Source organism: Xanthomonas sp. NCPPB 2922 (assembly GCF_041520885.1).
Lineage (GTDB): Bacteria > Pseudomonadota > Gammaproteobacteria > Xanthomonadales > Xanthomonadaceae > Xanthomonas > Xanthomonas campestris.
Genome location: NZ_JBGOFY010000021.1, coordinates 38,521 through 52,453 on the forward strand (window position 1 = coordinate 38,521; position 13,933 = coordinate 52,453).

The following is a 13,933-nucleotide window of genomic DNA, read 5'->3' on the forward strand; positions in this document are numbered from 1 at the left end:
AGAAGAGCCGGCAATGCCGGCTCTTCTCTCTACTGCGCACCCAACTGCTGGTGCGCGTTGGCGCTTACTGGCGGGTGCTGCTGCTCGGGCGGTCCACGGCCGACGCGGTCTGCGTCACCAGCTGACCATCCACCACCGGCAGGCGCTCGCTGGCCGGCTTGTCGTTCATGCGCACGGTCTTCTCGAAACCGTCATAGCGGTAGGTCACGTCGTAGCCCACCACGTTGTCGGCATCGCCCAGCGAAATGCGCTCGCCCGGCTTGCTGTCCATGCGCATGGTGGCGGTGGTGCCATCCTGATTGCGGTAGGTCACGTCATAGCCGACCACGCGCGAGGACTGCGAGTTGGCATTTTCGGTATGGCACTGACGCTCGGTGCGGTCGACCACGCGGCCACCCACGTGATTGCGATCGACGCGGTTGCCGACCATGCCGCCGCCCACTGCACCGGCCACGGTGGCGAGCTTGCGGCCGTTGCCGCCGCCCACCTGGTTACCCAGCAGACCGCCGATCACGGCACCGGCCACCGTGCCGCCGACGTTGCCGTCGCGCTCGGGCAGGCGCTCCTGCACCACCACGTCGCGGCAGACTTCGCGCGGCGAGGAGCTGGTGGTGGTTTCGCGAATGGCGTTGCTGTTGATGACCTGCGCGTACTGCGGCTCGCGCTCGGTGATCGGTGCAACCTTCACCACATCGGCATATTCCAGGCCGCGCGGTGCGGGCTCGCCGTTGGCGACGAAATCACCCGAGGACGGGCGGTTATTCATGAAGGCAGCCGTGGCCACGCCTCCGACCAGCAACGCTCCAGCAGCGACCAGTATAGTTGTCGTATTGCTCTTCATGACCAGCTCCGTGCGGACACGCCGCGTTGTTGACGGCGTGATTCCAGCACGGGAACCCTGAACAAAAACGCCCTCGCTCATGAATGCCGCAGTTAAGTTCAGCTAGCGGTTACTTCATGCATCGCTAACAGCAGGAGCCTGCGCATGCGTAATCCACTCACTTCACGTGCCCTGGACTGGGCCAGCAAGCTGCGATATCCCACGTTGTTCAAGCTGGCGGCCGCCCTGTTCCTGGTCGACATGGTGGTGCCTGATCCCATTCCGTTCCTGGACGAACTGCTGTTCGGCCTGAGCACCTTGCTGCTGGCCAACTGGAAGACGCGCAAGGCGCCACTGCCTGCACCGGTGCGGCGCGACTGATGCACTTGATCGACAGCCACTGCCATCTGGACGCAGGCGAGTTCGACGCCGACCGCGCCGCGGTGATTGCGCGGGCACAGGCCGCCGGCGTCATGCAGCAGGTGGTGCCGGCGATCACCGCCGCCAGCTGGCCGGGCCTGCGTGAAGCCTGCGCGCTGGCGCCGGGCCTGCATCCCGCGTACGGGCTGCACCCGATCTTTCTGGACCAGCACCGCCCCGAACATCTGGAATTGCTGGCTGAGTGGATTGCGCGCGAGCGCCCGTGCGCCATCGGCGAATGCGGCCTGGATTTCTTTCTCGATGGCCTGGATGCGCAGGCCCAGCGGCACTACTTCGATGGCCAGCTACAGCTCGCCAAGCGCTTCGATCTGCCGCTGATCGTGCATGCGCGCCGCGCCGTCGAGGAGGTCATTGCGCGCATCAAGGCGGTAGGCGGCATCCGCGGCGTGGTGCACAGCTTTGCCGGTAGCCCGGAACAGGCGCAGCAATTGTGGAAGCTGGATTTCATGATCGGCCTTGGCGGGCCGGTCACCTATCCGCGCGCCAATCGCCTACGCGGCTTGGCCGCGCAGATGCCGCTCCAGCATCTGCTGCTGGAAACCGATGCGCCCGACCAACCGGACGCAGAGATTCGCGGGCAACGCAACGAACCGGCGCGTCTGCGCACCGTGCTGGACTGCATCGCGCAGCTGCGCGGCGAGCCGGCCGAAGCGATCGCGACGCAGACCAGCGCCAATGCGCGGCGGCTGTTTGGCTTGCCGGCCTGACTGTGTGCGCCAATACGCCACTACTTGCAGACCAGCGGCCAGACGCTACGACGCCGCCGCATCCGTCGGGGCAGGCAACGCTGCCGCGCTCTTGGGCTTGAGCAACATCTCCAGCGCCTTGCCGACCGCGACGAACGCGAACGTGCCGGTGATGTGCGTGGCCGCGCCCAGCCCGGCACCACAGTCCAGCTTGAGCGCGGCATCGGCGCCCAGTTGCGGACGAATGCCGCAAACGCTGCCATCGGCTTGCGGGTACTTCACGTTCTCTAGCGAATACACCGCCGGCACGCCGAAGTAGCGCTTGGCGCTTTTCGGAAAGTTGAAGTCGCTGCGCAACTTCTTGCGGATCAGTGCCAGCATCGCGTCGTGCTCGGTGCGCGAGACATCGCGTACACGCACCAGGGTCGGATCGGTACGCCCGCCCGCCGCGCCCACCGTCAGCAGCGGCAGCTTGCGACGCCGGCACCAGGCGATGGTTTCGACTTTCACGCGAAAACTGTCGCAGGCATCGATCACCAGATCGAAGCCCTCGCCCAGCAGGCTCTCGATATTGCCGGCGGTGAGAAACGACTCCACCGCATCGGCCTCGATCTCCGGATTGATTGCCACGCAGCGCTCGGCCATTGCGCGCGCCTTGTTGCGCCCGTACTGGCCGGCCAGCGCCGGGAGCTGCCGGTTGGTGTTGGAAACACATAGATCGTCGGCATCGATCAGCCGCAGATGGCCCACGCCGGTGCGGGCCAGCGCCTCCACCACCCACGAGCCCACCCCGCCCATGCCCACTACCGCGACCCGGCACGCAGCCAGCCGCTCCACCGTGCCAACTCCGTACAGCCGGTCGATACCGGCAAAGCGTTCACGCCATTGTGCTTTCATCGGCCTATTTTACGCGCCCCAACCAAGGCGCGCTCACCTGGAGCAGCCATGTCCGCACCGCCTCCCGCGCAATCCCATGCGACACGCTATGTGTTCGTTCTCGTGCTGGGCGTACTGATCGGCCTGGTCTGCACGGTGATGGTGGCGCGCACGCTGCAGGCACGGCGCGACCCGGTGCCGGACAGCCTGATGCAGGTCATGGAGCATCAACTGCGCGCCCTGCCAGGCCCAGCCAGTGGCAGCTGTGAACCAGCCAGACAACACGCGCGGCTGCAGACGCTGCAGCTGCTGGTCACTGACCTGGAGCCGGTGTTCGGCGACCTGGGCGAAGACCGGCGCTTTGAAGAACACGCGCAGGCACTGCGTACTGCGATCGCTGCGCCACTGCACGCGCCGAACCTTGATTGCGCTGCGCTGGCACAGGCGCGGACCCAGATTTCCGAGGCCTGCGAGGCCTGCCACCGTGACTTTCGATGAAGGCCTCGCTCGGGTTTCGTTAAGCCTGGAGTGATCCAGTTGGCAGGCCGTTCACCTGGACCATCACAGGATGACGTCGCCGCGGCCCCGACCGCCTACCGAATTCCTGGAGAGACCTCATGAAGACCCGACTGCTCGTCATTGGCCTGGCCGCCACCGCAACCCTGGTCGGCTGTGCCACCTCCCAGCCCCAGTACGGCAGCTATCGCGGCGACCGCGGCTACGACCAGGGCGGCTACTCGCAGCAGAACCGCTGCGTGGATTGCGGCATCGTCACCCGCATCGATGAGGTTGGCCCCACCCGCAGCGCTCCGACCGGCACCGGCGCGGTACTCGGCGGCATTGTCGGCGCGGTCGCTGGCCGTCAGATCTCCAAGGAGACCGGTGGCAGCAAGGGCAACAAGAACGTGTCCGCCGTTGCCGGTGCCGCTGCCGGCGCCCTGGCGGGCAACGCGATCCAGAACAACGTCACCAGCGAGAGCTACGACGTGCAGGTGCGCATGGACGATGGCCGCGTGATCATGGTCAACCAGCGCGACCTGGCCGGCGTGCGCGAAAACGCTTATGTGCGCGTGGTCAACGGCAAGGTCGTGCTGCGCTGAGCGCACGCCGCTTGAGGCCTTAGTGAGCAGAAAGGCCCGGCAACGGGCCTTTCTGCCGTCTGCGCAATGCGTGTGCTCAGACCACCTGCACCGCGTCGGCCTGCAGGCCCTTCTGGCCTTGCACGACGGTGAAGCTGACCTTCTGACCTTCCTTGAGGCTCTTGAAGCCCTGGATCTGGATCGCGCGGAAATGCACGAACACATCCTCGCCATTTTCGCGGCTGATGAAGCCGAAGCCCTTGGCATCGTTGAACCACTTCACGACACCATTTTCGCGTTCGATGTTGGACATCTCGACTGACTCCCTACGACACTGTGTATGGAATTGGCGGCGGTGGCTGGTTGCAAGGAGGAAGCGAGGTACAAGGATGTAGCGGATCGGTCGATCTACCGCATCAGGCCACGATTCACTGTGACCCCGGCAAACAGCTGCGGCTGCAACTTAACCCGCACAAAACGAAATTTCAAGCACCCCTTGCGCATTTTTGTCAACCCTGAAATAGGACATTTCTAGACCATCATGGACACCACCGTCGTCTACTACATTCTGGCCGGCGTGCTGGTCCTGGTCGGGCTTGCCGGGGTGATCCTGCCGGCCCTGCCCGGGTTGCCGCTGGTGTTTGCCGGCCTGTTGCTGGCGGCCTGGGCGGACGGCTTCGCGCATGTGGGATGGGTCGCGCTGGTGGTGCTGGGCGTCATGACGGCGCTGTCCTTCCTGATCGACTTTCTGGCCACGGTGTACGGCGCGCAGCGGGTCGGCGCCAGCAAGCTGGCGCTGTGGGGCTCGGTGATCGGCGCCATTGCCGGAATTTTCTTCATGCCGATCGGGCTGTTCGTGGGTCCCTTCGCCGGCGCCTGGATCGGCGAGTACTGGCAGACCCGCAAGACCGGCCAGGCCACCAAGGTGGGCATCGGCACCTGGCTGGGCATCGTGTTCGGCACTGCCACCAAGCTGGCGCTGGGCATGTGCATGCTGGGCGTGTTCGCGATCGCCTGGTTTTTCTGAGCGACAACAACCGCAGGCCGGCAACGGCGCGCGCTTCATCGGCAGCTCCGCGGCCGCAGTCGCGTCCGACTTGTTATGCCGCCGTGTACACATGGCTTATGCAGACGCGACCGTTATCCTGCGTCCTTCTGCGCCTGTGTGGCGCCTCCACCTCGGCCAGCACCCATGTCCAAGCACCGTACCCGTCCCCTAATGCTGATCGCCCTGGCCGCTGCGCCGCTGGCGCATGGGCAGGAAATCGCTCCGCAGCCGGCATCGCCGCAGGCCTGTACCTCCGTGACTTCGGATGCCGCACGCCTGGCGTGCTACGACCAGGCGCTGGGATATACCCCGCAGGCCGTGCAGGAGGCAGATGCCGCCGCGCAGTTGGCCAAGCAGGCCGCCAAATCGGAAGACACCCGCAAGATCAGCCGCATGGGCGATTTCTTCCGCGCCGACGGCCAGGACCAGCCGAAGGAAGAAGCGGTCGCCAATGCCGGCCGCGGCTCGCTGCTGGACCGCCGCTGGGAGCTGGCCAAGGATTCCAAGCTGGGGACCTTCCAGCTGCGCGGCTACAAGCCGGTCTACCTGCTGCCGGCATTCTGGACCAGCGACACCAACCGCACGCCGCAGTCGCCCAACCCGTCCAACTCGGTCAGCACGCCGCAGCAACTGGACAGCGCCGAACTGAAGTTCCAGCTGAGCTTCAAGACCAAGGTGGTTGAGGATCTGTTCGGCGACAACGGCGATATCTGGATGGGCTATACCCAGAGCTCGCGCTGGCAGGCCTATAACTCGGATGCCTCGCGCCCGTTCCGCGAGACCAATTACGAACCGGAAGCGATGCTGGTGTTTCGCAACAACTACAGCATCTTCGGCTGGAAAGGCCGCATGAGCGGCATCAGCCTCAATCACATGTCCAACGGCCGCGAAGACCCGCTGTCGCGTTCCTGGAACCGGGTGATCCTCAACATCGGCCTGGATCGCGAGAACTGGGCGCTGACCTTGCGCCCGTGGTTCCGTATCAAGGAAGACCGTGCCGACGACAATAATCCGGACATCGAGGATTACATGGGCCGCGGCGACGCCACCCTGGTCTATAATAAGGATGGCCACGAATTCGCCTTGATTGCCCGGCATTCGCTGCGTGGCGGCGACCGCTCGCACGGCTCGGTGCAACTGGATTACGGCTTCCCGATCACCAACCTGTTGCGCGGCCACGTGCAGGTGTTCGATGGCTATGGCGAGAGCCTGATCGACTACAACCACAAGGCCACCTATGTGGGCGTGGGCGTGTCGTTGCTGGAATGGTTCTGATGCGTCGGCCGCAGGGGTGCACGCAGGCCCGTCAACGCCCGCTGTAGCTCCTGAAGGCCGATGTTGTCGCAGCAGCGACGGCACAATCAGTTGCCATGAAAAAAGCCGGCATCGCTGCCGGCTTTTTCAATTCAGATGTTTCAGCGCAGCAGCAGGAGCAGAAAACGCCGCACACCCGCGTGTTGCCACCGCCTCAGACGTCGAAGAAATCGACCCTGCCGTCCTTCAGCGTGTAATACGCACCAACCACACGGACGCGGCTTTCGCGCAGCGGTTCGAGCAATGCCGGCTCGGAGGCACCACGCAGGCGGTCCACGGTGCGCTTGACGTTTGCCTTCACCGATGCCGCCAGCAGATCTTCACCGCCCTTGCTCTTTGCCGTCAGCACGGCCGGGACGATGGGTTCGATCATCGCGCCGATCGCGCCGGGGAAGAACGCGTTCTGCTCGACCACCGACACCGCCGCCGCCACTGCGCCGCAGCTTTCATGCCCCATCACCACCACCAATGGCACGCCGAGCTGGCTCACTGCGTATTCGATCGAGCCCAGCGCGGTGGTGTCTACCGTGTTGCCGGCATTGCGTACGATGAACATCTCGCCCAGGCCGCGGCCGAACAGCAGCTCCGGCGGCACGCGCGAATCCGAGCACGACACCAGGATCACGAACGGGGTCTGCCCAAGGGCAAGCTCCAGGCGGCGCTTGCCGTCGGAGATCACCTTCTTGGGGCGGTTCTCGACGAACGCCTTGTTGCCGTCACGCAGCACCTGCAGCGCCTGTTCGGCGGTGAGGTCGGTCTTCTTGCTGGGCGCGGCGCGCAGCGAGAACGGCAACGAGGCAGCGGCGGCAGCCACCGGTGCGCAACATGCGCATTGCAACAGTTTGCGACGCGATACGGACTGCAACATGGTAGAGCCCCTGTTCTCTGTGTGTCTCGCGATCGTACACCTGGGCAGGCATAACCCAGCGGACTCAACTGTAACTATCGACACACCGCTTCGCCTGCGCGTTCGCGGTTCAGGTCCAGTCGGTCAGGCCCTCGCGCCGGTAGGTCTCCTGGAAAGCCGGCCGCGCCTTCATCCGCTGGGCATGCGCGTGCAAGGCGGGCCAGGTATCCGTGGGTTTGGGCATATTGCGCGACCAGCGCATCAGCATGGTCAGCAGGAAGTCGGCCGCCGACAGCGTGTCGCCCAGCAGATACGGGCCGTGCGCCTGCAGGTGCGCGTCCACCTGCGCCCAGGCCGCCTCCAGTTTCTGCCGGGCCTGCGCTTGCGCAGCGTCGACCTGCGCAGCGCCGGCCGGCTCGTCCGGGTAGAACCAGGCGCGATACGCCGGCTGCAAGGTGTTGGCGCAGAAGAACATCCACTGGTAGTACGCCGCACGTGCCGGCGTCCCCGGCGGCGGTGCCAAGCCCGCCTGCGGGTACAGGTCGGCCAGGTGCAGCACGATGGCCGCCGCTTCGGTCAGCACCTGCCCCTCCAGCACCAGGGTCGGCACCACGCCGGCCGGGTTGAGCGCGAGATACGCGGGGGATTTTTGCTCGCGCCGGTCGAAGTCCAGTGGATGCAGCACGTGCGGCACCTGCAGTTCGATCAACATCCAGTGCACGACCAGGGCGGCGGTGCTGGGGGCGTGGTACAGCGTCGTGGTCATGCAGGCTCGCTCGTTAGGTGGGACAGGACTAGTTGGTACAGGAACGCAAACAGGCAAGCTTGTGCGGTTCACAGCGATTGGCATCGCTTTGCTGGGTGCAATCGAACACCTGCGCCATGCAATTGGCCCGCTGCGCCGGATTCTGGGTTGCGTCGCAGCTCTTTCCGCGTGGTGCAACCGCCATGCGGCAACTGCTCTCGCTTGGCCGGTCGGCGTTGCACTGCGCCGCGCTGCGGTTGCACTGCGCGATGCAGCGCTCCATCACCGAGGGCCCGTCGAAGCGCGTCGCGGTGTCGCTGGGCTTGAGCGGCTTTTTCTCGGCAAACGGCACCGGCGCGGTGGGCTGCGGCGCGTAGTTGCCGGAAGGAAACAGCACGGTGGGCTGGGTCTTTTGCTGCGCTGCCAGCGGCAGGCTGGCACACACCAAGACGGCAAGGCAGATGAGGCGGAGCATTCCTGTTCTCCTGAGGGTGCTGGCATGTGCACCCCGAGCATAGCCCGTTGCTGTTGGGCCGTCCTGCCACGCGAGACACGCATGCAGGCATCTTTTTCCAGCGCACAAACATCGCGTGCCAATAACAGATATACGCGGCGCCCAAACTGAAAACGGCGACGCAGTGGGTGTGCGTCGCCGTTCCAGGTTTGCTTATTCCACCACTACCGGAATCTTGCCGATGCGCGACTGCCACAGCCGCGGGCCGGTCTTGTGCACCGATTCGCCGGTGGAATCCACCGCCACCGTCACCGGCATGTCCTTGACCTCGAACTCGTAGATCGCCTCCATGCCGAGATCTTCGAAGGCCAGCACGCGTGCGGCCTTGATCGCCTTGGACACCAGGTACGCCGAGCCGCCGACCGCCATCAGGTACACAGCCTTGTTGTCGCGGATGGCGTCGATCGCCGCATCGCCACGCTCGGACTTGCCGACCATGCCCAGCAGCCCGGTTTGTTCGAGCATCTGGCGGGTGAACTTGTCCATGCGCGTGGCGGTGGTCGGGCCGGCCGGGCCCACGACTTCGTCGCGCACCGGGTCGACCGGGCCAACGTAATAGATGAAGCGGTTGGTGAAGTCGACCGGCAAGGTCTCGCCGCGGTTGAGCATGTCGATCATGCGCTTGTGTGCGGCATCGCGGCCGGTGAGCAGCTTGCCGTTGAGCAGCACCACTTCGCCCGGCTTGAAGCTGGCCACTTCTTCGCGGGTGATGGTGTCCAGGTTGACCCGGCGCGCGTTGGTCGGGTTGTAGGTGAGCTTGGGCCAGTCTTCCAGCGAAGGCGGGTCCAGCATCACCGGGCCGCTGCCATCCAGGGTGAAGTGCGCATGGCGGGTGGCCGCGCAGTTCGGGATCAGCGCCACCGGCAGGTTGGCGGCGTGGGTCGGGTAGTCCTTGACCTTGATGTCCAGCACCGTGGTCAGGCCGCCCAGCCCCTGGGCGCCGATGCCCAGCGCGTTGACCTTTTCGTACAGCTCCAGGCGCAATTCTTCGGCGCGATTGGAGGCTCCACGGGCCTGCAGGTCGACGATGTCGATCGGCTCCATCAGCGCTTCCTTGGCCAGCAACATGGCTTTTTCGGCGGTACCGCCAATGCCGATGCCGAGCATGCCCGGCGGGCACCAGCCGGCGCCCATGGTCGGCACGGTCTTGAGCACCCAATCGACGATGGAATCGGAGGGATTGAGCATGGCGAACTTGCTCTTGGCCTCCGAGCCGCCGCCCTTGGCCGCCACGATCACCTCAAGATGGTCGCCCGGCACGATCTTGGTGTTGACCACCGCCGGGGTGTTGTCCTTCGTGTTGGCGCGCTTGCCGGCCGGGTCGGCCAGCACGCTGGCGCGCAGCTTGTTGTCCGGGTGGTTGTAGGCGCGGCGCACGCCCTCGTTGACCATGTCTTCCACGCCCATCGTGGCGTCGTCCCAGCGCACGTTCATGCCGATTTCCAGGAACACGGTCACGATGCCGGTGTCCTGGCAGATCGGGCGGTGGCCTTCGGCGCACATGCGCGAGTTGATCAGGATCTGCGCAATCGCGTCCTTGGCGGCCGGCGACTCTTCGCGCTCGTAGGCGGCGGACAGATTCTTGATGTAGTCGACCGGGTGGTAGTAGCTGATGTACTGCAGCGCATCGGCGACGGACTGGATGAGGTCTTCCTGCTTGATCGAGGTCACGGCTGGCTCTACGGCTGGCGGGGGCAATCCGGGCATTTTAGTCCAAACCGCCGGCCAGGCCGGCGCAGCCAGAAGAAGGCAGCGTTGCACGCGGCGATTGCGTGGCGCGTGGGCACTCGCGGCGCCGCGCTTGATCGCGGGCACGGGGGCAACGTACGGCCGCCCTGCTCCGCTGTGGCGCCCAACACCCCCAGCGCACGCGGCCCCCGGCACACTATGCCCATGTCAGCATCCCGACCCGGCGCCAGCGCGCCCGCCCCCCGTACCGGCCCCACCCTGCGCGAGCGCTTCGATGCGCTGCGCAACCTGCCGCCCTTCCTGCGCCAGATCTGGCAGACCAGCCGCTGGTTAAGCGCCAGCAGCATCGGCTTGCGCGTGTTGCGCGCGTTGATGCCGATCGCCACGTTGTACATCGGCAAGCTGATCATCGACGAGGCGATCCACCTGGTGGGCCAACCGCCGGCATTTGATTCGTTGACCCAGGCATTGGCCAGCGGCCGGCTCAACCGGCTGCTGGAGTTGCTGGCGCTGGAACTGGCGCTGGCGATCGGCTCGGACCTGCTCGGCCGCCTGGTCGGCTACGCCGATGCCTTGCTGTCGGAGTTGTTCAACAACGCGGCCAGCGTGCGGCTGATGGAACACGCCGCGCAGCTGGATCTGGAGGATTTCGAAGACCCCGACCGGCAGGACAAGCTGGATCGCGCACGCCGCCAGACCATGAACCGCATGAACCTGATGAGCCAGTTGTTCGGCCAGGTGCAGGATGCGATCACCGTGGCCAGCCTGGCGGTTGGCCTGCTGGTGTATGCGCCCTGGTTGATCGTGCTGCTGGCCATTGCGTTGATTCCGGCCTTCATCGGCGAGGCGCATTTCAATGCGCTGGGCTATTCGCTCAACTTCCAGTGGACCCCGGAGCGCCGCCAGCTCGACTACCTGCGCCAGGTCGGCGCCAGCGTCGAAACCGCCAAGGAAGTGAAGATCCTCAACCTGCACCGGTTTCTGATTACGCGCTACCGCCGGCTGGCCGACAAGTTCTTCCAGGCCAATCGCGCGCTGGCGCGCAAGCGCGCGCTGTGGGGCGCGCTGCTGGCGGCACTGGGCACGCTGGGCTATTACGCGGCCTATGGCTACATCGCCTGGCGCACGGTGCGCGGCGATTTCAGCATCGGCGATCTGACCTTCCTGGCCGGCAGCTTCCTGCGCCTGCGGCAATTACTGGAGGGCCTGTTGATCGGGTTTTCGCAGGTCGCCGGGCAAGCCTTGTATCTGGACGATCTGTATTCGTTCTTCAACATCGTGCCGGAGATCCGCTCGCGCCCGAACGCGCTGCCGGTGCCGCGGCCGATCCGCCAGGGCTTCGTGTTCGAGGACGTGGGCTTCCGGTACCCGGAGGCCGAACACTGGACGATGCGGCATCTGAATTTCGAGCTGCGCGCCGGCGAAGTGCTGGCACTGGTCGGCGAAAACGGCGCCGGCAAAACCACCTTGGTGAAACTGCTGGCGCGGCTGTACGACCCGGACGAAGGCCGCATCCTGCTCGACGGCCACGACCTGCGCGATTACGACCTGGACGATGTGCGCGCCAATCTGGGCGTGATCTTCCAGGACTTCGTGCGCTACCACCTGAGCATCGGCGAGAACATCGGCGTAGGCCAGGTGGATGCGATGGACGACACCGATCGCATCCGCACCGCCGCGCAACGCGCGATGGCCACCGAGCTGATCGACAGCCTGCCCGATGGCTATAACCAACTGGTGGGGCGGCGCTTCAAGAGCAGCGTGGACCTGTCGGGCGGGCAGTGGCAGAAGATCGCCATCGCGCGCGCCTACATGCGCGATGCGCAGCTGATGATCCTGGACGAGCCCACCGCCGCACTGGATGCGCGCAGCGAGTTCGAGGTGTTCCAGCGCTTCAAGGAACTGTCAGACAACCGCACCGCGGTGCTGATCTCGCACCGTTTTTCCAGCGTACGCATGGCCGACCGCATCCTGGTACTGGCCGATGGCCGCATCGAAGCAAGCGGGACCCACGCCGAACTGATGGCACAAGGCGGGCGCTATGCGGAGCTGTTCGAGCTGCAGGCGGCGGGGTATCGGTGATTGGGGCGGGAATCGGGAATGGGGATTCGGGAATGGTCAGACGCAGCTTCCCGCGGCTGAGAGGGACTGAGCGTGCTGATCCAACGTGTCCGGCCCACTCGCTCACTGCACCGATTCCCGATTCCCTATTCCCAACTGCCGGCCAAATGAGAGTTCATCTCATTTGGCCAGCTTGAGGTAGAATCGGCGGGCACTCTTCACTACGACACTAAACGGCATGTCTTCCGCTTTCGGCGCCGAAACGGTGCTTGAGGTCCGCCACTGGACCGACGCCTACTTCAGCTTCACCACCACCCGCGATGCCGGCTTCCGGTTCGAGAATGGTCAGTTCGTGATGATCGGCCTGGAGACCGAGACGCGGCCGCTGCTGCGCGCCTACTCCATTGCCAGCGCCAACTGGGAAGAACACCTGGAATTCTTCAGCATCAAGGTGCAGGACGGCCCGCTCACCTCGCGCCTGCAGCACATCCAGCCGGGCGACAAGGTCCTGGTGGGCAAGAAGCCCACCGGCACGCTGCTGATCAGCGACCTGCATCCGGGCCGCAACCTGTACCTGTTGGGCACCGGCACCGGCCTGGCGCCGTGGCTGTCGATCATCAAGGACCCGGAAACCTACGAACGCTTCGACAAGGTGATCCTCACCCACGGCGTGCGCTTCGAAAAAGACCTGGCCTACCGCGATTATTTCGAGCGCGAGCTGCCGCAGCATGAATTTTTGGGCGAGCTCCTGCACGACAAGCTGCTGTATTACCCGGCAGTCACGCGTGAGGCGTTCGCCAACCAGGGCCGCCTGACCGAGCTGATGGCCGACGGCCGCATGCAGCAGACGCTGGGGTTGCCGCCGCTGGATCCGGCCAACGACCGCTTCATGATCTGCGGCAGCCCGCAGATGCTGGCCGACCTGCGCACCCTGCTCGACGCACGTGGGTTTGAAACCTCGCCGCGCATCGGCACCCCCGGGCATTACGTGTTCGAGCGCGCGTTCGTCGAGAAGTAAGGCAACCACGCGAAGACCCCGCGCGGTGCGGAGTTTTATCTGGCGGCTTCGCCGGCACGTCGCGTCGTCACAGGAGCGCACCCGGGCGCGACGGAGCATTCCCAGTAACGCTTCATCGCGCCCCAGGGCGCTCCTACGGTTTGGCAGCAGCCTGCCAACTCAAGCGCCCAGCGCGCGTTCGATATCCGCCGCCAGCGCCTCCGGCTTGGTGGTTGGCGCATAGCGCTCCAGCACACTGCCATCGCGGCCGATCAGGAATTTGGTGAAATTCCACTTGATCGCTTCCGAGCCCAGCACGCCGCGTTTTTCGTGTTTGAGCCATTGCCACAGTGGGTGGGCACCGCTGCCATTGACCTCGACCTTGGCCGCGAGCGGAAAATCCACCGCGTAGTCCAGCGAGCAGAACTGGCGGATGTCCGCCGCATCTCCAGGCTCCTGATGACCGAACTGATCGCAGGGAAACCCGATCACCACCAGCCCGCGATCGCGGTAGCGCTGCCACAGCGCCTGCAGGCCGGCGTACTGCGGCGTAAAACCACATTTGGAGGCCACGTTGACCACGAGCACCACCTTGCCGGCGTACTCGGCCAGCGACTGGGGTTGACCGTCCAGGTCGGTGAACTGGTAGGTGGAGAGCGTGGTCATCGGCAGGTCCGCAACGGAAACCGCAAGCCTAACGCAGCGCCGCCCACAGCCAGGAAATGTCCCACCTCGATGTCGCGCCACGCTCGCGTCTGCCTGGCGGCCATGCCTTTTGTCACACGCCTGTCCCGGCCGGCTGCGCTAGCCTCGGCG

The 13,933-nt window shown here is 65.2% G+C and carries 16 protein-coding genes; 8 read left to right on the forward strand and 8 right to left on the reverse strand.

All coding sequences use genetic code 11. The annotated features are described in order from the left end of the window. Window positions 1-64 precede the first annotated feature (64 nt). Window positions 65-841, reverse strand: a complete 777-nt coding sequence (locus tag ACD584_RS18330) for a glycine zipper 2TM domain-containing protein (RefSeq protein WP_011036618.1) — start codon at window positions 839-841, stop codon at window positions 65-67. Between the two features lie 144 nt (window positions 842-985). Here ACD584_RS18330 and ACD584_RS18335 point away from each other — a divergent pair, with 144 nt between their 5' ends. Continuing rightward, complete coding sequence (locus tag ACD584_RS18335) at window positions 986-1,201, forward strand: DUF6116 family protein (RefSeq protein ID WP_076036054.1); 216 nt, start codon at window positions 986-988, stop codon at window positions 1,199-1,201. Then, the gene (locus ACD584_RS18340) at window positions 1,201-1,968 is read left to right on the forward strand and encodes a TatD family hydrolase (RefSeq protein WP_076036055.1); all 768 of its coding nucleotides are present in this window, start codon (window positions 1,201-1,203) and stop codon (window positions 1,966-1,968) included. The genes ACD584_RS18335 and ACD584_RS18340 overlap by 1 nt, the downstream gene beginning before the upstream one ends. A 45-nt stretch (window positions 1,969-2,013) precedes the next feature. Here ACD584_RS18340 and ACD584_RS18345 read toward each other — a convergent pair whose 3' ends face one another. Next, window positions 2,014-2,844: a ThiF family adenylyltransferase gene (locus tag ACD584_RS18345; protein ID WP_076036056.1), complete on the reverse strand. Its 831-nt coding sequence runs from the start codon at window positions 2,842-2,844 to the stop codon at window positions 2,014-2,016. A 48-nt stretch (window positions 2,845-2,892) separates the two neighbouring features. On the opposite strand from ACD584_RS18345, the gene ACD584_RS18350 reads away from it, so the two are divergent. Next, window positions 2,893-3,321: a cytochrome c gene (locus ACD584_RS18350; protein ID WP_076036057.1), complete on the forward strand. Its 429-nt coding sequence runs from the start codon at window positions 2,893-2,895 to the stop codon at window positions 3,319-3,321. Between the two features lie 119 nt (window positions 3,322-3,440). Continuing rightward, the gene (locus ACD584_RS18355; protein WP_011036613.1) at window positions 3,441-3,923 is read left to right on the forward strand and encodes a glycine zipper 2TM domain-containing protein; all 483 of its coding nucleotides are present in this window, start codon (window positions 3,441-3,443) and stop codon (window positions 3,921-3,923) included. A 76-nt stretch (window positions 3,924-3,999) separates the two neighbouring features. Here ACD584_RS18355 and ACD584_RS18360 read toward each other — a convergent pair whose 3' ends face one another. Beyond that, window positions 4,000-4,215: a cold-shock protein gene (locus tag ACD584_RS18360; protein ID WP_003483561.1), complete on the reverse strand. Its 216-nt coding sequence runs from the start codon at window positions 4,213-4,215 to the stop codon at window positions 4,000-4,002. A 228-nt stretch (window positions 4,216-4,443) separates the two neighbouring features. Here ACD584_RS18360 and ACD584_RS18365 point away from each other — a divergent pair, with 228 nt between their 5' ends. Further along, window positions 4,444-4,929, forward strand: a complete 486-nt coding sequence (locus tag ACD584_RS18365) for a DUF456 domain-containing protein (RefSeq protein WP_011036612.1) — start codon at window positions 4,444-4,446, stop codon at window positions 4,927-4,929. Window positions 4,930-5,094: 165 nt separating this feature from the next. After that, on the forward strand, window positions 5,095-6,225 hold the full coding sequence (locus tag ACD584_RS18370) for a phospholipase A (RefSeq protein WP_076036058.1): 1,131 nt from the start codon (window positions 5,095-5,097) through the stop codon (window positions 6,223-6,225). Window positions 6,226-6,418: 193 nt separating this feature from the next. Here the strand turns inward: ACD584_RS18370 and ACD584_RS18375 are convergent, their stop codons facing one another. The 4 genes from ACD584_RS18375 to ACD584_RS18390 form a co-directional block, all read right to left on the reverse strand. Continuing rightward, the gene (locus ACD584_RS18375; RefSeq protein ID WP_175611802.1) at window positions 6,419-7,057 is read right to left on the reverse strand and encodes a carbonic anhydrase; all 639 of its coding nucleotides are present in this window, start codon (window positions 7,055-7,057) and stop codon (window positions 6,419-6,421) included. Between the two features lie 184 nt (window positions 7,058-7,241). Beyond that, window positions 7,242-7,877 (reverse strand): glutathione S-transferase family protein, encoded by a 636-nt coding sequence (locus tag ACD584_RS18380; protein ID WP_076036060.1) that lies wholly within the window; start codon window positions 7,875-7,877, stop codon window positions 7,242-7,244. A 28-nt stretch (window positions 7,878-7,905) separates the two neighbouring features. Further along, entirely contained in the window at window positions 7,906-8,331 is a 426-nt protein-coding gene (locus tag ACD584_RS18385; RefSeq protein WP_012438785.1) for a hypothetical protein, read from the reverse strand. 192 nt (window positions 8,332-8,523) lie between these two features. Next, window positions 8,524-10,041 carry a fumarate hydratase gene (locus tag ACD584_RS18390; protein ID WP_014507279.1) on the reverse strand — a complete coding sequence of 506 codons (1,518 nt, stop codon included), beginning with the start codon at window positions 10,039-10,041 and terminating at the stop codon, window positions 8,524-8,526. A gap of 222 nt (window positions 10,042-10,263) precedes the next feature. On the opposite strand from ACD584_RS18390, the gene ACD584_RS18395 reads away from it, so the two are divergent. After that, window positions 10,264-12,141: an ABC transporter ATP-binding protein gene (locus ACD584_RS18395; RefSeq protein WP_070692755.1), complete on the forward strand. Its 1,878-nt coding sequence runs from the start codon at window positions 10,264-10,266 to the stop codon at window positions 12,139-12,141. A gap of 217 nt (window positions 12,142-12,358) precedes the next feature. Beyond that, a complete protein-coding gene (locus ACD584_RS18400; RefSeq protein ID WP_012438788.1) occupies window positions 12,359-13,138 on the forward strand; it encodes a ferredoxin--NADP reductase in 780 nt (259 codons plus the stop codon). A 159-nt stretch (window positions 13,139-13,297) separates the two neighbouring features. On the opposite strand, the gene ACD584_RS18405 is transcribed toward ACD584_RS18400, so the two are convergent. Next, window positions 13,298-13,783, reverse strand: coding sequence for a glutathione peroxidase (locus tag ACD584_RS18405; RefSeq protein ID WP_011036604.1), 486 nt, complete (start codon window positions 13,781-13,783; stop codon window positions 13,298-13,300). Between the last annotated feature and the right edge of the window lie 150 nt (window positions 13,784-13,933).

Excerpts from the sequence above, each read along its gene's own strand:
- ACD584_RS18340 (WP_076036055.1), top strand. The coding sequence starts at position 1,201 with ATGCACTTGATCGACAGCCACTGCCATCTGGACGCAGGCGAGTTCGAC.
- ACD584_RS18395 (WP_070692755.1), top strand. The coding sequence starts at position 10,264 with ATGTCAGCATCCCGACCCGGCGCCAGCGCGCCCGCCCCCCGTACCGGC.
- ACD584_RS18345 (WP_076036056.1), bottom strand. The coding sequence starts at position 2,844 with ATGAAAGCACAATGGCGTGAACGCTTTGCCGGTATCGACCGGCTGTAC.
- ACD584_RS18335 (WP_076036054.1), top strand. The coding sequence starts at position 986 with ATGCGTAATCCACTCACTTCACGTGCCCTGGACTGGGCCAGCAAGCTG.
- ACD584_RS18355 (WP_011036613.1), top strand. The coding sequence starts at position 3,441 with ATGAAGACCCGACTGCTCGTCATTGGCCTGGCCGCCACCGCAACCCTG.
- ACD584_RS18330 (WP_011036618.1), bottom strand. The coding sequence starts at position 841 with ATGAAGAGCAATACGACAACTATACTGGTCGCTGCTGGAGCGTTGCTG.
- ACD584_RS18400 (WP_012438788.1), top strand. The coding sequence starts at position 12,359 with ATGTCTTCCGCTTTCGGCGCCGAAACGGTGCTTGAGGTCCGCCACTGG.
- ACD584_RS18370 (WP_076036058.1), top strand. The coding sequence starts at position 5,095 with ATGTCCAAGCACCGTACCCGTCCCCTAATGCTGATCGCCCTGGCCGCT.
- ACD584_RS18365 (WP_011036612.1), top strand. The coding sequence starts at position 4,444 with ATGGACACCACCGTCGTCTACTACATTCTGGCCGGCGTGCTGGTCCTG.
- ACD584_RS18405 (WP_011036604.1), bottom strand. The coding sequence starts at position 13,783 with ATGACCACGCTCTCCACCTACCAGTTCACCGACCTGGACGGTCAACCC.
- ACD584_RS18380 (WP_076036060.1), bottom strand. The coding sequence starts at position 7,877 with ATGACCACGACGCTGTACCACGCCCCCAGCACCGCCGCCCTGGTCGTG.
- ACD584_RS18360 (WP_003483561.1), bottom strand. The coding sequence starts at position 4,215 with ATGTCCAACATCGAACGCGAAAATGGTGTCGTGAAGTGGTTCAACGAT.
- ACD584_RS18385 (WP_012438785.1), bottom strand. The coding sequence starts at position 8,331 with ATGCTCCGCCTCATCTGCCTTGCCGTCTTGGTGTGTGCCAGCCTGCCG.
- ACD584_RS18350 (WP_076036057.1), top strand. The coding sequence starts at position 2,893 with ATGTCCGCACCGCCTCCCGCGCAATCCCATGCGACACGCTATGTGTTC.